This is a genomic window from Anaerocolumna aminovalerica, from assembly GCF_900115365.1.
GTDB classification, from domain to species: domain Bacteria; phylum Bacillota; class Clostridia; order Lachnospirales; family Lachnospiraceae; genus Anaerocolumna; species Anaerocolumna aminovalerica.
In genome coordinates this window covers 85,960-102,636 of record NZ_FOWD01000016.1, presented here as the reverse complement: position 1 = coordinate 102,636, position 16,677 = coordinate 85,960, and the positions used below count along the sequence as shown (strand labels likewise).

The 16,677-nt window shown below is 34.3% G+C and carries 13 protein-coding genes; 9 read left to right on the top strand and 4 right to left on the bottom strand.

Annotation, left to right across the window (positions count from 1 at the left end; all coding sequences use genetic code 11):
- Window positions 1–215 precede the first annotated feature (215 nt).
- Together BM183_RS10715 and BM183_RS10710 are read right to left on the bottom strand one after the other, a co-directional pair.
- Window positions 216–1,424 (bottom strand): FKBP-type peptidyl-prolyl cis-trans isomerase, encoded by a 1,209-nt coding sequence (locus BM183_RS10715; RefSeq protein WP_091686835.1) that lies wholly within the window; start codon window positions 1,422–1,424, stop codon window positions 216–218.
- A 586-nt stretch (window positions 1,425–2,010) separates the two neighbouring features.
- Window positions 2,011–2,790: an Ig-like domain-containing protein gene (locus tag BM183_RS10710; RefSeq protein WP_091686834.1), complete on the bottom strand. Its 780-nt coding sequence runs from the start codon at window positions 2,788–2,790 to the stop codon at window positions 2,011–2,013.
- A gap of 474 nt (window positions 2,791–3,264) precedes the next feature.
- Here BM183_RS10710 and BM183_RS10705 point away from each other — a divergent pair, with 474 nt between their 5' ends.
- Window positions 3,265–4,596: a uracil-xanthine permease family protein gene (locus BM183_RS10705; RefSeq protein WP_091686832.1), complete on the top strand. Its 1,332-nt coding sequence runs from the start codon at window positions 3,265–3,267 to the stop codon at window positions 4,594–4,596.
- 584 nt (window positions 4,597–5,180) lie between these two features.
- Here the strand turns inward: BM183_RS10705 and BM183_RS10700 are convergent.
- Window positions 5,181–5,546, bottom strand: a complete 366-nt coding sequence (locus tag BM183_RS10700; protein ID WP_091686831.1) for an amidohydrolase family protein — start codon at window positions 5,544–5,546, stop codon at window positions 5,181–5,183.
- 495 nt (window positions 5,547–6,041) lie between these two features.
- Between BM183_RS10700 and BM183_RS10690 the strand changes: the two genes are divergently transcribed.
- From BM183_RS10690 to BM183_RS10675, 5 genes are all read left to right on the top strand, one after another.
- Entirely contained in the window at window positions 6,042–8,249 is a 2,208-nt protein-coding gene (locus BM183_RS10690; RefSeq protein ID WP_091686829.1) for an alpha-galactosidase, read from the top strand.
- A gap of 39 nt (window positions 8,250–8,288) precedes the next feature.
- Window positions 8,289–8,594, top strand: coding sequence for a hypothetical protein (locus BM183_RS20525; RefSeq protein ID WP_242960968.1), 306 nt, complete (start codon window positions 8,289–8,291; stop codon window positions 8,592–8,594).
- Window positions 8,595–8,836: 242 nt separating this feature from the next.
- Window positions 8,837–9,778 (top strand): glycoside hydrolase family 113, encoded by a 942-nt coding sequence (locus BM183_RS10685; RefSeq protein ID WP_091686827.1) that lies wholly within the window; start codon window positions 8,837–8,839, stop codon window positions 9,776–9,778.
- Window positions 9,775–10,758, top strand: coding sequence for a type I phosphomannose isomerase catalytic subunit (locus BM183_RS10680; RefSeq protein WP_091686825.1), 984 nt, complete (start codon window positions 9,775–9,777; stop codon window positions 10,756–10,758). Before BM183_RS10685 ends, BM183_RS10680 begins: the two co-directional genes overlap by 4 nt.
- Before the next feature lie 249 nt (window positions 10,759–11,007).
- A complete protein-coding gene (locus tag BM183_RS10675) occupies window positions 11,008–12,015 on the top strand; it encodes a LacI family DNA-binding transcriptional regulator (RefSeq protein WP_091686823.1) in 1,008 nt (335 codons plus the stop codon).
- Window positions 12,016–12,041: 26 nt separating this feature from the next.
- Here the strand turns inward: BM183_RS10675 and BM183_RS10670 are convergent, their stop codons facing one another.
- Window positions 12,042–12,938, bottom strand: coding sequence for a helix-turn-helix domain-containing protein (locus BM183_RS10670; protein ID WP_091686822.1), 897 nt, complete (start codon window positions 12,936–12,938; stop codon window positions 12,042–12,044).
- A gap of 389 nt (window positions 12,939–13,327) precedes the next feature.
- On the opposite strand from BM183_RS10670, the gene BM183_RS10665 reads away from it, so the two are divergent.
- The 3 genes from BM183_RS10665 (at window position 13,328) to BM183_RS10655 (ending at window position 16,642) form a co-directional block, all read left to right on the top strand.
- The gene (locus tag BM183_RS10665) at window positions 13,328–14,737 is read left to right on the top strand and encodes an ABC transporter substrate-binding protein (RefSeq protein WP_091686820.1); all 1,410 of its coding nucleotides are present in this window, start codon (window positions 13,328–13,330) and stop codon (window positions 14,735–14,737) included.
- A gap of 82 nt (window positions 14,738–14,819) precedes the next feature.
- Window positions 14,820–15,803, top strand: coding sequence for a carbohydrate ABC transporter permease (locus tag BM183_RS10660; RefSeq protein WP_091686818.1), 984 nt, complete (start codon window positions 14,820–14,822; stop codon window positions 15,801–15,803).
- Window positions 15,803–16,642 (top strand): carbohydrate ABC transporter permease, encoded by an 840-nt coding sequence (locus BM183_RS10655; RefSeq protein WP_091686817.1) that lies wholly within the window; start codon window positions 15,803–15,805, stop codon window positions 16,640–16,642. The genes BM183_RS10660 and BM183_RS10655 overlap by 1 nt, the downstream gene beginning before the upstream one ends.
- The last annotated feature ends 35 nt before the right edge of the window (window positions 16,643–16,677 follow it).

Genomic DNA, 16,677 nt, shown 5'->3' with positions numbered 1-16,677 from the left:
AGGTTTATTTCGTGTACCCAAAAACAGATAATTATAAGTAGAATATCAAAAAGGCTCTAATACCAGTTGTAAAGTGGGTTCCAAGGGAACCCACCCCAAAACTTGACAAAGAGCCATAATAAATAGCTTTCTTTGGTGATTAACTTGTACCAAAGAAAGCTATTTTTATAGTCATTATTTAAAAAGTTTTTGATTCTTCAAACAACCAGTTTCAATTACTCTATAACGGAATTTTCTTTTAAGTATTCTAATACTTTTTCATGTATTAAATCCTGCATAATATACCCTTTACCATATGACTTAATAAGAGTATCATAATCCTCTGTTGCTTTGTCACCCAGATATTTATCAAATTCATCTAATGTTACTTTAAGACCTTCTTTTTGATAAATCATTTGGAACAATAAAGCCATCTTAGCCGGATCTTGCACTTTTTTCTCTAACCCTGCATCGTATTCTTTCTCAGACATACCGATATATTGTTCAAAACTTGCATAAGGTGGGGTTGATCCAAAAGAAGTATATAATTGATTCATATATTCAAAATAACTTTGATCTTCGAATTTCTGAATGGATTTTAAATGCTTTATATATTTCTCAGGATAGGATGAAACGGTAGTATTATCCATTAGGTAATCTTCTAACCAAGTGTTTAGCTTATCTTCATATTTGGATTTTTTTAAATATTCCTTATATCCGTCAGCAGTCATTGCATATTCAGATAGGTTTTCTTTTACAAAGGCATCTGTTAATTCCGGTATGTTATAAATTCCATTAATTTCAACTTCAAAAACTGCATCTTTTCCGGCTAAAGATTCTTCTTTATAATCTGCTGGGAAAGTTACTTCTACGGTCACTTTATCACCAACGCCATGACCGATTAATTGTTCTTCAAAATCATCTACATAGGTTCCGGAGCCGATTACTAAATCTGTTCCGGCATTTTTTGTATTACCACCTTCAAATTCTTTTCCATCAACAGTTCCCACATAGTCGATGCTTACTTGATCACCATCTTTAATCAACGCATCGGTTTCTGTTTCCAGGGTACCATGGTTTTCCAATAATTCCTGAATATCCTTTTCCATATCTTTATCGGTATATTCTACTTCACTTTTTGGTATGATAATATTGGAATAATCACCTAATACTATATGATCAGATACTTGTACATCTTTTATTAAGCCATCTTCTGTCAGCCTTGCACTAAAGTCACTGCTTGGTCTTACTCTGTTAATACTTCGTTGTACAGAGTAAGCGAATAAGGCTACAAAACCAACACACACCAGAACAATTAAGCTGATAGAAACAATCTTAGATAAGTAAGCATCACGTTTCATCTTTTTAATTTCTTTTTTTCTTTCAATTTTTCTCATTTTGCTCATACTTGTAGAATTTTTTTCATTTTGTGTTGCATCATTCATATTTTACACCCATTTCATATCACATGTTTCTTGTGATAGCGCCACTTATAACTTATGTGAAAGATTCCTTTGTGGCATCCTTTCGATATTATATTTCTTTCACACATGGTGTTATGGCTGTCTTTTGCGGCAGCAAACAGCACATGAAAATCCGAGGAAATATAATAATTAAGCCTCTCCGGTTTCATTACCATATTTCCGCAGGAACTGCTTTGCAGTTATGTTTCATACTTCAAAACAGGATATCCCTTTGGGGTATCTTAGATAATACTTCATTTTTGTCCGGGTATCAGAACATAATCCCTTATGTAATTCATTATACATTAAAATTATGTATGATTTGTGTACAAATTAATTTTTTGGACAAACATAGTATAGAAACTTATAGATATTATACAATAAAAATTAACTAATTTATATAATAAATTATAAAGATTGGATTTAAATATGTAATTGCAGAATGGAACGTGTTAATGCAATTTTTTGGTACCATATTTTCAGAAGTTTCTTTCAGCTTTCATTCTTACACCATTGATATTACTTTGCTTAAAGATGTTTTTTACACTTCTCTCCCCATAGATTATAATTACTCAGTTACATAGATAGTACATCTTGCTTTAGTTCCGTCTTCCTTTGCATAGACATAGGCCCTTCCTTTTTTTAGTGCCTTTATTTGTCCTTTGGAGTTTATGGATATAATTTTTGAATTACTGGTTGACCAGATGGGAGAATTACCCGAGGATACATTGGCAGTAATTGAAGTGGCAGAACCCGCTTTTATAGTCAGTTCCTCTGCACTTAAAGTAATTACGGGTTTTTTTACAATTACTTCGCAAATGTCAGAAACACCGTTAACGGTTGCGGTGATGACAGCAGTTCCATTTTTGACGGCTGTTATATTACCATTTTGATCTACTGTAGCAACACTTTTTTTGCTGGTTTTCCATTTAGGTTTAACTTTGGATGAAACTTTAGCAGAAAGTTTGGCACCCTGTCCCCGGTATAAAGTGATATGGGATTGGTTTAGGGTAACAGTGGGAGAATTAACCGTAACCAGACAGGAGGCATATGCTCCTTTTATACTGGCTGTGATAACCGCTGTACCGGCTTTTTTAGCAGTGACTTTACCATACTTATTCACTGAGGCTATTTTAGAATCACTGCTTTTCCATGTTGGTTTCTTACCAGTGGAAGTTAAAGCAATTATGTAGAATTCATCACTTATAGTAACGGTTTTTTCGTATTGTGTTAGTATTATAAATGAGATTTCTGAGGAAACTGCATTTGCTGGCTGTGAAGGCAGAATAAAAGGAATTGATATAAAAGATAATAGTACAGATAATAAGATCTTCTTTAGATTTAACAATAGAATCCTCCATTCTTTAAATGCAGGAGAGAATCATACAGCTGAAAGAAACTTTCAACTAGTATATCATAAAATTCACTAATTGTAAAATTATTCTTTTTCTAATTTGTTGTACAAGTAGATGATAATAACATAAAATCCAGTCTTGCTTTTGTAAGAATTATATTGTATACTAATGTCGTAAAATAAAATAAGTATTAAAAATGTATAAATAAAACATAAAATATGAATTTTTTTGTATATTTTTAAGTTGTTATTAATATTAAAACGGGTACGGAAATACATAAAAACTGAATAGAGAATAATCTTTATATGAATTTTATATTCATGTGCGTTATTTGCTATTAAATAAGGTCTGAAACCATCAGTAAAAATTAAAACCAGAGAAGGGAGGATTTACATAACAGATGGTTAAAGCCTTTAAGCCGTTTTCTATTTGAAGACATGTAGAATATCGAAAAGGAAGGTTATTATATGATAAATAAGAAAGTTGAAAGATCGGACAAAGCACTTTTTGAATTAAACGGCAAGCCTAGCTGGGGCTTAGCATTTCCACAGGCTATGCAGCATGTTTTAGCAATGTTGGTAGGTAATATTACTCCACCTATATTAATTGCGCAACTACTGGGTCTGCCAGAAAGTGATAAAATAATTTTAATGCAGGCTGCTATGTTAATTGGTGGTATCACTACTTTGATTCAGTTATTTCCTGTATTTGGTTTTGGTATGGGGTTACCAAACGTAATGGGTGTAGCCTTTGCGTATATGCCAATATTATCTGCTATTGGTTTAAGTTATGGTATTAAAGCCATTTTTGGAGCTCAATTGGTAGGTGCCTTTGCTTCAATATTTATAGGTATGTTTATAGGTAAATTAAGAAAGTTTTTCCCGCCAATTGTAAGTGGTACGGTAGTACTAAGTATAGGTTTATCCTTATATACCACAGCAATTAATTATATGGCAGGCGGTAATGCTAATGCAGATGATTTTGGAAAGACTCAATATTGGATTGTAGCTTTAGTTGTTTTAGCGGTTACCCTTGCATGCAGTTTATTTGGCAAAGGATATATTAAAGTATCCGGTATGTTGATTGGTATTGGTGTTGGATATGTAATTGCTCTTTTTATGGGTGATATTAGTTTTGATAATGTAGTAAGTTCATCATGGCTTGCACTTCCACGTTTTATGAAGTGGGGAATTGAATTCCATCCATCAGCTATTATTTCTATGATTCTAATGTACATAGTACAAGCAGTACAAACAATAGGTGACGTTTCATCCACTACCATAGGTGCATTTAATCGTGAAGCTACGGATAAAGAACTTGGCGGAGCTATTAAGGGACAAGGTATCTGCGGTATGTTAGGAGCATGTATGGGCGGTTTGCCAACTGACCCTTACAGCCAGAATGTTGGTTTAATTGTTACTACAAAGGTTATAGCAAAAAGAGTATTTACCATTGTTGGTGTTATTATGATTGCAGCCGGTCTGTGTCCCAAATTTGGTGCGCTTATGACTACCATCCCCTATCCGGTATTAGGCGGTGCAACAGTTACAGTATTCGCTGCGATTACCATGTCCGGTATCCAATTAATTTCACAACAGCCTTTAAATTATCGTAATAAGATGATTGTTGGTATTGCCCTTGCTCTTGGTGTTGGTATCAGTACGGTTACTAAATCTTTACAGTTCTTACCTGTTGATGTACAAAATATAATTGGCAAATCTCCTATTGTTCTTGCCTTTGCAATAGCGTTTGTATTGAATATTATTGTACCGGAAGATAATACGGAAGAGGAAGATTAGTGTTTTTTAAAATATGATAGAAGTTAGACTATATCATTCTAAGTCTTTATGGAAGAATCTCGGGTAGGATTCCACATAAGACTTAGAATGATTTTTTGTTTTAGACAGTTTATATATGAGAAATTAGACAGCCTTTATTTAATGCTTGGGAGATGCCTTTATATAAATGTCTATTCTGCTTATAAATTGGTAGTATAGACGTTTTGTATATTAAGTTCTTTGGTAATTGGTATCTATGCTTTATATACAACCTTTCCGTTAACGATAGTCATGGAAACTTTCACGTCACAGATAGTGTCCATAGATGTATGAAAAATGTCAGCATCTAATACAGAAATATATCTGCCAATTTATCCTGTTTCGAGAACTCCAAGTTCGTATTCACGTCCTAGATTATACTGACCGATTTAAATCCGCAGGATCTCAGCATTCTAGGTCAGTAATTGCATGGCGGTTTACTAATTTATTGTTATCATCTTTTATACAGGAATCAAAAATATCTATAGTTTTGCAAATAGCACCATCACCTTGAGGGTGTAATGAGAAGCGAAATCCTTCTGCATCTGCAGCTAACACATCAGCTTTTATGCCTTCCCATTGACGTTTTTTGCACAACAGGTATTTTTACAAAGATACGGTTGTTTCATATCCCCTTTTAACTGGCTGATAGAGCCATCTGTCATCTGATTGAAGCCAGAAAAACGAACGAATTCGTCTTTTAACATGTTTCTCATTTTCTGACCGTATTCCAGATTCATCAGTGCACTAACTGGCTGACTCATAAAATGAACTCTTGCTGTAAGTTCTTCCTTTTCTTCCAATTCTTTCAGTACTTCAGTAAAGTCATAATAATCATCAAATCCCATTTCTTTTATAGATGTAATACCACGGGAATTCATCATGGAAAGATAATTTTTAAATTCAGGAACAGAAAAATCCCTTTCGTTCAAGAGATATCTTAAAGTTTCCAATAGCTTTCTGTTGGTTTGTCAAACATATGTTACACCATACTTCAAGAAATTCATGAGAGTAGTTCTAGGAGATTTCCATCCTAGAGGTCTCATTGGAAAGTTATAATAGTCCCTTTGGTTATATATACTTAGTTGCTTAGAGAAGTCATCAAAAGAAAAGAAACTGTGTGTAGCATAGAATCTTTCATTATCTTTCCGAATCAATATGTCAAAAATTCAAAATAGAAATACTCGAAACCACCTTGAGAATCAATTGACTCGGGCTAGATCAGAACTTAGATATATGCAAAACTATGGTTATAATCTCTACTGTTCGTATGAGTGATATTATATAGGCGGTTTTTCTGAGTGTTAAAACTTTTTTATAGGAGCGGCTTTTAATTTAAAAATTAATTAAAAAAGATTAAAAAAAGGTTGACATTAGAATAATATTCGATATTATTAAGTTAATTATAATTAAAAATAGGAGGCGTAATGAAAATTGTATTTAATGAAAAAAATAAAGTGTTTCTGATACATACGGATCATACGACATATGGAATCGCTGTCGTGGATGATAAATATCTGGCGCATCTGTATTACGGAAAACGTCTTGAAGATGCAGATATCCGCTATCTACTTAGGGAGGATGAGGCACCATTTGTACCGTCAAAGAATAAGCGGGAGAAAGGTTCTTTTCATGATAGCACGTTTATGGAATATCCAGAGACAGGAATGGGAGACTACAGAGAAAGTGCCTTATGTATTAGAAGCGAGGAGGGATACAGGGCTAGTGAACTGGCTTATGAAAACTACGAGATTATAAATGGAAAACCGGAGCTTTCCGGTCTTCCAGCTACATGGGGCTGTGAATCGGACTGTATGACGCTTAAGATATATGCTGGAGATAAAGTGCTGGGACTTCAAATTATACTGATGTATTCTATTTTTGAAGGATTGGATGTCATTACCAGATCCGTGATTGTGAAGAATAGGGGAGATAGACCGTTTTATCTTGAAAAGGTGCTGAGTGCCTGTTTGGATATGGATGACAGAAATTTTGAAGTGACAGGTTTGTTTGGTTCTTGGGCAAGGGAACGTCATGTACAGCGTATGCCTGTCGGATACGGTAGACAAAATATTGCTTCTTTTAGGGGGGTATCCAGTCATCAGGAACATCCGTTTATAGCTCTGAATACGCCGGAAACAACACAGGATACAGGTGAAGTATATGCCATGAATTTTATTTATTCTGGAAACTTTATTGCACAGGTGGAAAAGAACCAGTTTGATTCTTTGCGTATGCTTGTTGGGATCCATCCAGAAGGTTTTACATGGAAGCTTAATCCAGGGGAAATATTTACTGCACCAGAGGTGGTTCTAATTTATTCCGACGAAGGATTTGGCAAGATGACGCGTACTTTTCATAATCTGTACAGAATTCATCTGATCAGAAGTCCTTATCTTCATAAAAAACGACCAATTTTGATTAATAATTGGGAGGCAACTTACTTTGATTTTGACGAAGAAAAACTCTTGGATATTGCGAAAGATGCGGCAGTACTTGGGATTGAGATGATTGTTATGGATGACGGATGGTTTGGAAAGAGAAATCTGGATGACAGCTCACTTGGGGACTGGTATGTAAATGAAGAGAAGATCAGGGGGGGGCTTAATAATCTGGTGGAAGAAGTGAAAAAACTTGGCATGAAGTTTGGTATCTGGATTGAACCTGAGATGATTTCACCGGATTCGGAATTGTATAAGGCACATCCGGACTGGGCAATTCAAATTCCGGGGCGTGATACAACTCAGAGCCGGGCACAGTATGTTCTAGATTTTTCGAGAGAAGAAGTTGTGGATAGTATTTATGAAATGATTGCATCTGTTTTAAGAAGTGCAGATATTTCTTATGTAAAATGGGACATGAATAGACAACTGGCAACTATGGGAAGTTTTGCTCTTGAGTCGGATCGTCAGGGAGAACTTTGTCATAGGTATATGTTGGGCGTTTATCGAATGCAGGAAAGGTTGATTACGGATTTTCCGTATCTACTACTTGAAAACTGTTCTGGAGGTGGTGCCCGTTTTGATGCAGGAATGCTCTATTATAGTCCGCAGATATGGTGTTCGGATGATACTGATGCTATTGAAAGGCTTGCAATTCAGGAAGGAACAGCACTGGTTTATCCAGTGTCTACAATGGGTACTCATGTGAGCATCTGCCCAAACCATACAGTGGGAAGGACAACTCCGTTTGAAACAAGAGGACATGTGGCACTGTTAGGAACATTCGGGTATGAGCTGGATATCACAAAATTGTCAGTGGAAGAAAAGAAGATTGTAAAGAAGCAGATACAAGAATATCACAAATACAATAAGTTAATCAGAGAAGGGGATTATTACCGGCTAGCTTCATATAGGGAGAATGGGTACTATGACAGTTGGATGATCGTGGATAAAGATAAAAAGAAGGCTCTTATTTTCTATGTTCACGTAAGGGCAAGAGCAAACGGAAAAAGTCGTTTTATGCGTTTGAAAGGGTTGGACGGTAACAAGAAATACGTGACTGATGGGACAGAATATTCTGGAGCAGCACTGATGCAGGCTGGACTTCGAATGCCTTCTGTACAGGCGGATTACAAGAGCTGCCTGATTGAACTTTTGGAGGCAGAAGATGATGAAAATATGGCCTGGTCGTGAGGAACTTCAGTACAACGGAAGAATATTGTGGGAGTCAATATGGGCAGTTGTTTTTGTTTTTCTGTTTACATGGGTGCACAAAAGATTCAGTCGATGATGGAACAGATCCGCACAAATGTGCTAGAAGATATCGGCGGACTTAAAATGCTTCAGTTCCCGGATTACATAAAGGATGTGTTAAGAGAATGTGTAACTGGAGAAGTGACTGTGACAGGGTTTCCAAAATCCAACGTACTTTACTTTGAATTGGAGGATGGTGCTTGGTACTGTATCCGTCAGGAACTGAGCCGAAGATTAAATTTTACATTGGTATCAAGGGTAGCAGTGAAGAGGATGCGTCCATGAAACTTCCAGATTTACAAAAGGTTGTGGAGACACTGGCAGAATAGGGGGAATATGGGATTCTTCCAAAAAATTTCATTGGGGTCCTGTCACCAGTCCTTATTCAATTGAAGGCTGTGTGTATAGAAATAAAGGCAATACTGAAGAACCAGTTAGTATAGGGGTGTAATCTAGAATAAGGGTAAGATTTTAGAAAAATGGTATAGATTAAAAACAACAGAAGATAGAATAGGAGATAGCGGGATATGGAATATATCAGAGGAATGACATTTGCTCCCTTTGCGGGGCGGAATACGCTGTTGGGGGAGGAACCCCTGCTTAGTATGAAGATAATGAAAGAACGGTTGGGAACGAATACTGTTATACTGGTACCTGGGGGTGTACAGCAGACGCCTCAGTCAACGGTAATCGACTATACTTCAGAGCACACGATGTCAGATAAAGAACTGAAATGTATGATCCACCACGCTCAGGAAATGGGGCTTAGAGTGTTTTTGAAGCCCACAGTGAATTGTCTCAACGGAACGTGGCGTGCACATATTAATTTTTTTGATGAAGACGTGCCATGTGAGCCGAAATGGTTCGAATGGTTTTCATCTTATGCGGATTTTCAGCTTCACTATGCAACGATTGCCGAAGAGAATGGCTGTGAGATGTTCATCGTAGGCTGCGAGATGGTTATGGCGGAGCGAAGAGAAACCGAGTGGCGTAAGCTGATAGAGGAGATTCGTGGAGAATATCATGGACTGATTAGCTACAATACAGACAAGTATCAGGAGAATAATGTGAAATGGTGGGACTGTGTGGATGTAATCTCCTCCAGCGGATATTATCCTGCAGATGACTGGGAGAACCAGCTTAATAGGATAGAGAAAGTGGTAGACAGATATAAAAAGCCGTTCTTTTTTGCTGAAAGTGGTTGTATGTCAACTACAGGCTCATCGGAAAGACCGAATGACTGGAAATTAGAAGGCAGTATAAATCTTCAGGAGCAGAAGCTATGGTATGAAAAAGCTGTTCATGCAATGAAAAAAAAATCATGGGTGCAGGGAGTGGCCTTCTGGTCTTGGGATGCAAGGCTTTATTCACCGGATGAAGCAGAAAATCACAAATATTATCAAATATATGAAAAACCGGCAGAGCAGGTGATCCACTGGTTTTTCAGCGATAGGAGTGAGAAGCTATGAGCATATTGAAGTTAAAGCCAAGTTTTAAAGATTATTTATGGGGTGGACACAAGCTGGTAGATGAGTACGGAAAGAAATATTCCGGGGACATTCTTGCTGAGAGCTGGGAGCTGTCCTGCCATCCTGATGGTCCATCCATAGTTGCCAACGGGCCTTATATGGGGAAGACGCTGGAAGAATATATTGAGGCGGAAGGGAAAGTAGTTCTGGGCACTCACTGCCGTCGATTCAAAGAATTTCCTATCCTTATCAAATTAATTGATGCAAAGCAGAATCTTTCTATTCAGGTACATCCGGACAACCATTATGCAATGAAAAATGAGGGACAGTACGGAAAGACGGAGATGTGGTATGTGATGGATGCAGGAAAAGATGCATTTCTCTACTACGGTTTTAAAAAAGAAATTAGTAAGGAAGAGTTCAAGGAACGGATCCACAATGATACACTGATAGAAGTGCTTAATGCAGTTCCGGTTCAAAAAGGAGATGTATTCTTCATCGAGCCAGGAACGATACATGCTATTGGTAAGGATATACTGATAGCAGAAATACAGCAAAATTCAAACCTAACATACCGAATATATGATTACGGAAGAGTAGGAAAGGATGGAAAAAAGAGAGAGCTTCATATTGATAAGGCCCTGGCGGTAACAAACCGTGTTCCACTGAACAAGAGTAAGAACTGTTATCCCCATGTGGCAGACTGTGACTATTTTACAGTAGATAAGCTAAACTTGGATGGAAAGATGATGCACCTCATGAAAGGACAGGTGTTGGAAGAATCTTTTGTCAGTATACTTATGCTTGATGGAGAAGGAAAAATATCTGGAGGTGAGGATATTCTTTCCTATAAAAAGGGCGATAGCTTTTTTCTTCCAGCAGGAACTGGCAACTATATGGTTGAAGGAAGCTGTGATGCACTGATAACAACTATAAGGGGTAAGAAGCCTTCTGTGAGAATTGGAATTGATATCATTTAGTTAAGACATCAAATATAGTATTACTAAAAAAGCAGAGTATCAAAAAATTATACTCTGCTTAATTTTTAACAAATAGTAAAAAAATGCGGCGAAGCCCTTAATTTATAATAAACCAATGTTTATTTTTAAATTTTTATAACTGTTATTTTAAGTTGACAAACCTAATTAACTTAATTATAATTAATTTAACTTAAAAAAAATTAAATTAACCTTTTAAATATTATATATAAGAGGCTGGAGGTACAAGGAATGGCAAAAGTTGTAAAGTTAGCTGATATAGCAAGTGTATTAAATGTGAGTACAGTAACTGTTTCAAAAGCATTGGCTGATAAACAAGGTGTCAGTGAAGAGATGCGAGAAAAAATAAAAGTTTTAGCCAAAGAAATGGGATATAGGCATCCATCCTCTATCAAATCAGAGAGTAATATTGTCAATAAGAATATTGGTGTCATTGTGTCAGAACGATATTTATCACAATATACTTCATTTTACTGGGAACTCTATCAAAATGTTGTAACTCAGGGGAGTAACAAAGACTGTTTTACTTTATTAGAAGTATTAAACAGACAGGATGAGAAGAATCTAGTATGCCCTAAAATCATTCGTGAGAAAAAAGTGGATGGCTTAATTATCATTGGCAAGATTAGTAAAGAATTTCGGGAAAAGTTATATGAAGTATCGCAAGTACCATTATTACTATTAGATTTCTATGATGAAAAATCCCAATATGATTCTGTTATCTCTGATAGCTATTATGGAATGTATCTAATGACGAATTACTTATTTGAAATGGGACATAAAGATATAGCATATGTCGGATCTTTATTGGCTACGAGTAGTATTACAGATCGCTATTTTGGTTATTGCAAATCATTATTAGAACATGGTGTCAAGGTTCGAGAAGAATGGGTATTGTCAGATAGAAACATAGAATCAGGAGATATTATTATTAATATTCCTAAGAATATGCCAACTGCATTTGTATGTAATTGTGATTTTGTCGCATCAGTATTAATTAGAGAACTAAATAAAAATGGTTATCGAGTTCCAGAGGACATTTCTGTAGTTGGATTTGATAATTTTTTATTTCCCAGCCTTAGTAATGTTGGTATCACTACCTATGAAGTTGATATGAAGGAAATGGCTATAATTAGTGTTGAGGCTATTCTTGAAAAGATTCAAGGTACTTATAAAGGTGGCATCAAGGTAGTAGAAGGTCAGGTAATAATTAAAGAAAGTGTAAAAGATATTAGATAACTGGATTAGTCTAATATGCGTGGTTTCTATGGGCGTTGCCTCCTATAATTTAAGGGAGTGACACCCATTGTCTTTTTGAATAGTCTAATAAAATGGCTAGTATTATCAATACCAATAAGGGAACTAATTTCATTTATAGTATAATCCGTTGTCCATAGCAGATTTTTAGCAGCATTCATGCGGCAGTTGATTAAATAATTAATCGGTGAGAGTTCCAGGTAACTTATAAATTCTCTGGAAATGCGATATTTACTTTTATTATATTTTAAAGCAAGAGCGTCTAAAGAATAGAATTCATTATAGTTGTTTTCAAACTGTCTTTTTATATCAAGAATATAAGATGGTATATTTTCTTTTTCCTTTCTTTTATGATTTTTCTCAAATAATATTTCACTTAACAAATCTGTCAGAGTTCTAGAATTTCTTAATTCGTCAAATATAGTATTAGCAAAGTGGTTATGTTTTAAATTATCAAATATATTAGGTATGGGTGAATAATCATTTAAACTAATCATGATAGAATTATCATGTATATATAAATTGTAATAGTATTTACTTGCTCCCCCATTAAAAAATACATGATGAAAATGCCATGAGTTACAATCATGGATTTTTATAGAATATTTTAAATGGCAATCTATAAAGATAAGAGAACCAGCTGTTAATAAATAGGTTCTGCCCCTATAGGAAATAATACCTTTTCCTTCTAAGGTATAAAGAATAAGATAAGAGTTTAAATTCTCGATTTCATAATAATATGGGGCATTAACATTTAAATCACCATATCCCTGCAGGTAAAAAAGAGCTTTTGAAGATTTCTCAGACACTGGTATTGATTCTGGAATATAAGTAGTTAAAGAAATCGACGGTGTTAGTATTTCATTTGATAGTAATGAATCTAAAAATTCTTCTCGAAATTCCATAATATTCTCCTTTCAATTAATTAATCGCCTATGATTGATTGGGTAATATTAAAAAAATTATATGATAAAAATTAAGTAAATGCAACTATATAATTAAGTAATAGAATTATTTGTGTTGAATCAGTCTAATATTTATATTAAATTAAGAATAAATTCGAAGTAAAAGTACATTAATCTACAAGTTTGTTCTAATTTTACAATATAAAAAATTGTGTAAAAATACTAGAAAATATAGTTTGTACTAATATAAATTTAATATTATAATAAAAAAATACAATATACTGCTATAAAACGCAAGATAATATAATGACTAAAAAATAATTTTATAGTACAATATATTTAAGTTAAAATAATTAAATTAACTTAAAAAATTATAAGGAGGATAAGGTATGAAATTAGTGAAAAAAGTGCTAAGCTTAGGGTTATTATGTATTCTTGCAGTATCTCTTGTTGGATGTGGTGATAAGAAAAAAACAGTAGATACGGAGAAAGAACAAGTGAGTGAAAAAGGGGATGGGGCAGATAGTAATTCTTCAACACTTAAAACTATTGATCAAATTAAATTAGGTGAGGATTACAAAGACATTAAAGCAACAATTAAGTTTTTAACAAACAGAACAGATCTTGTCGACACAATATTTGCAGATTATATAAAAAAATTCCAGAAGATATATCCTGGTATTAATATTGAATACGAAGCAGCTACTGATTATTTTGAAGATATTACAATCAGATTAACAACAGATAACTGGGGAGATATCTGCATGATACCAACAACCATAGATAAGAATGAACTACCAAATTTATTTGTTAGCTTTGGAGATAAACCATCTCTTGATAAGGAATATATTATGTTAAATAATTTTTCTTATCAAGATAAAGTATATGGTATTCCATCTACTGGTACTGCACAAGGTATTGTCTATAATAAAAAGGTATTTGAAAAAGCTGGTATTACGGAAATGCCTAGGACGCCAGATGATTTCTTAGCAGTTCTGCAAAAAATCAAAGATAATACAGATGCAATTCCAATGTATTCTAATTTTGCTGCTAATTGGACAATGACAGCATGGGATGCATACATAGGGGGATCCGCAACAGGTGATCCTGATTTTATGAATAATGGCTTAGTACATGGTAAAAATCCATTTTCAAAACGTGATGATATGACAGGACCTTATGCAGTTTATTATGTATTATATGAAGCAACTGCAAGAGGGTTGATTGAGGACGACCCAACTACAACGGATTGGGAAGGCTGTAAAGGTATGATTAATAATGGTGAAATTGGAACAATGGTACTGGGTTCTTGGGCTGTTACGCAGATGCAAGAAGCGGGTGAGAATGGCGATGATATTGGTTATATGCCATTTCCTATTACTATAAATGGGAAACAATATGCTACTGCAGGACCTGACTATAACTATGGAATTAATATTAATAGTTCAGAAGAAAATAAGATTGCTTCTATGCTGTATATTAAATGGTTAACAGAAGAATCTAATTTTGCATATGATCAGGGTGGTATTCCAATTAAAGTAGGTGCAGAATATCCTGATGTTTTATCTGCATTTGATGGTGTTGATTTAGTAATAGACAACCCAGCAGCTCCTGGAGAAGAAACTTTCTTTAACGATATAAATAATGAATCTGAAATTGGCTTAAATGTAGATAATTACCATGTTAGTCAAGTGTTAGAGCATGCATTAACAGGCGATATGACACTTGATGAAATCGTAGCTGATTGGAATGCAAAATGGTCAAAGGCACAGGAAAAGTTTGGTATTAAAGTGAGATAACGGGTAGTCATCAGATAAAGCATAAGTTTTTAGGGTGTACTTAACTATGCTATAAGTACACCCTTCTTAACAGGAGGTAAATATGAGTGAGTTAAGTGTTCATAAATCATCAGGAAAATCAAAAGGCTTTATTAAATGGCTAAAAAGTAGTAAAGGACAACGAGCTACTGTTGTTGTTACATTTATGTTTATACCACTGGTACTATTATTTGTATTTACATACCTACCTTTTGGGAAAATGGTTGAATTTAGTTTCTTTAATATGAAATATATTGGAAAACGGGAATTTGTAGGATTAAGGAATTATATTGATGTCTTTCAAAGAGACGATTGTTTTAAAGCGCTAAAACTAAGTTTTTATTATATGGGAGCATCTTTTGTGCAATTAGCACTTGCACTATATTTTGCTACACTATTAAGTTTTAAAGTTAAAGGGGGAGGTCTGTTTAAAGGAATGTTGTTTTTCCCTTATTTAATATGTGGTATTGCTGTGGGATTTATATTTAAATTTTTTTATACAAGAGGTTTTGTATTGGATTCTTTATTGGGATTCTTAGGATTTGATTTAGAAAAACTACCATATTGGTTAAAAGACATGAGAATTAATAATATTTCATTAGCTGCTGCTTCTGTTTGGAGGTATATGGGTCAGAATATGGTGCTGTTTATTGGTGCAATTATGTCTGTTGATAGCGAAATGTATGAAGCTGCTGCACTGGATGGTGCAAATTATTGGCAGAAATTTAGATATATTATATTACCAAGTATAAAAACCATTGTTGTTCTTAATTTAATACTTTCCATTACAGGTTCTTTAAGTGCGTTTGAACCTCCATATGTAATAACAGGTGGCAATTTTGGAACAGGAACTTATTTTGTAATCATGGATCGTATTGCCCACCAAAATATGAAAGTTGGCTTAGCATCTGCAATGGCAGTAATACTGTTGATTATTATTTTATTTGCAACCTTATTGCAGAAAATGTTTTTCCGGTATGTATTTAATGATGGAAATGAAGACAGCTCAAAAAAAATAGCTAAAAAGATGGCGAAGGAGGCAAAATAATGAAAAAATTACAATATACAATATTAATATTAATAAAATATGCCTCATTGCTTTTCGGATCTTTTTTGTCAATAATTCCTGTTGTTGTTTGTGCAATTACAGCCTTTAAAACAGAAGAAGAATATTCAAGAACCAATGTTATGACTTTGCCAGAAAACTGGGGTTACATAGGAAATTTTAAGATTGCTTGGGAAAAAGCAAATATGGGAAAGGCATTCATAAATTCCTTAATCATTATGATTGTTGTTTTAGCCGGAGCAATAATGATAGGTACCATGTTAGCTTATGTATTAAATCGTTTTCAATTTAGAGGGAATAGATTAATACGTAATCTGTTTTTAGTTGCAACATTATTACCTGGTATTGCCATGCAGGTAACCGTATATCAGATTATGTATAGCTTAAATTTGATAAATACTATGGTAGGTTACATGATTCTTATGATGGGAACGGATGTCATATCTATTTATATATTCTTACAATTCTTTGAAAACATTCCTGTTTCATTAGATGAATCAGCTATTATTGATGGTGCAAGCTATTTTGGTGTTTTTTTTAAGATATTATTACCTTTATTAAAACCGGCAATTATAACAGTAGCTATATTAAAAGGGGTAAGTACTTATAATGAATATTATATGGCAAATCTTTACCTTCAATCAAAAGACAAATTGGTAACAGTAGCTACTTCTTTATATAAATTTACTGGCCCAATGGGAAATCAGTATAACTATATATGTGCAGGTGTAATTATTACTCTATTGCCTGCCCTTATTGTTTTTATTATATGCCAAAAGCAAATATATAGTGGATTAACACAAGGTGCAGTAAAAGGATAAAAATTAAATAGCCTTAAAAGGCAGATAGGAGATTC

What these genes read in the sequence shown, in the direction of transcription:
- BM183_RS10675 (WP_091686823.1), top strand. Translation starts at nt 11,008, where the DNA reads ATGGCAAAAGTTGTAAAGTTAGCTGATATAGCAAGTGTATTAAATGTG.
- BM183_RS10655 (WP_091686817.1), top strand. Translation starts at nt 15,803, where the DNA reads ATGAAAAAATTACAATATACAATATTAATATTAATAAAATATGCCTCA.
- BM183_RS10715 (WP_091686835.1), bottom strand. Translation starts at nt 1,424, where the DNA reads ATGAATGATGCAACACAAAATGAAAAAAATTCTACAAGTATGAGCAAA.
- BM183_RS10660 (WP_091686818.1), top strand. Translation starts at nt 14,820, where the DNA reads ATGAGTGAGTTAAGTGTTCATAAATCATCAGGAAAATCAAAAGGCTTT.
- BM183_RS10705 (WP_091686832.1), top strand. Translation starts at nt 3,265, where the DNA reads ATGATAAATAAGAAAGTTGAAAGATCGGACAAAGCACTTTTTGAATTA.
- BM183_RS10670 (WP_091686822.1), bottom strand. Translation starts at nt 12,938, where the DNA reads ATGGAATTTCGAGAAGAATTTTTAGATTCATTACTATCAAATGAAATA.
- BM183_RS10690 (WP_091686829.1), top strand. Translation starts at nt 6,042, where the DNA reads ATGAAAATTGTATTTAATGAAAAAAATAAAGTGTTTCTGATACATACG.
- BM183_RS20525 (WP_242960968.1), top strand. Translation starts at nt 8,289, where the DNA reads ATGGGCAGTTGTTTTTGTTTTTCTGTTTACATGGGTGCACAAAAGATT.
- BM183_RS10685 (WP_091686827.1), top strand. Translation starts at nt 8,837, where the DNA reads ATGGAATATATCAGAGGAATGACATTTGCTCCCTTTGCGGGGCGGAAT.
- BM183_RS10665 (WP_091686820.1), top strand. Translation starts at nt 13,328, where the DNA reads ATGAAATTAGTGAAAAAAGTGCTAAGCTTAGGGTTATTATGTATTCTT.
- BM183_RS10680 (WP_091686825.1), top strand. Translation starts at nt 9,775, where the DNA reads ATGAGCATATTGAAGTTAAAGCCAAGTTTTAAAGATTATTTATGGGGT.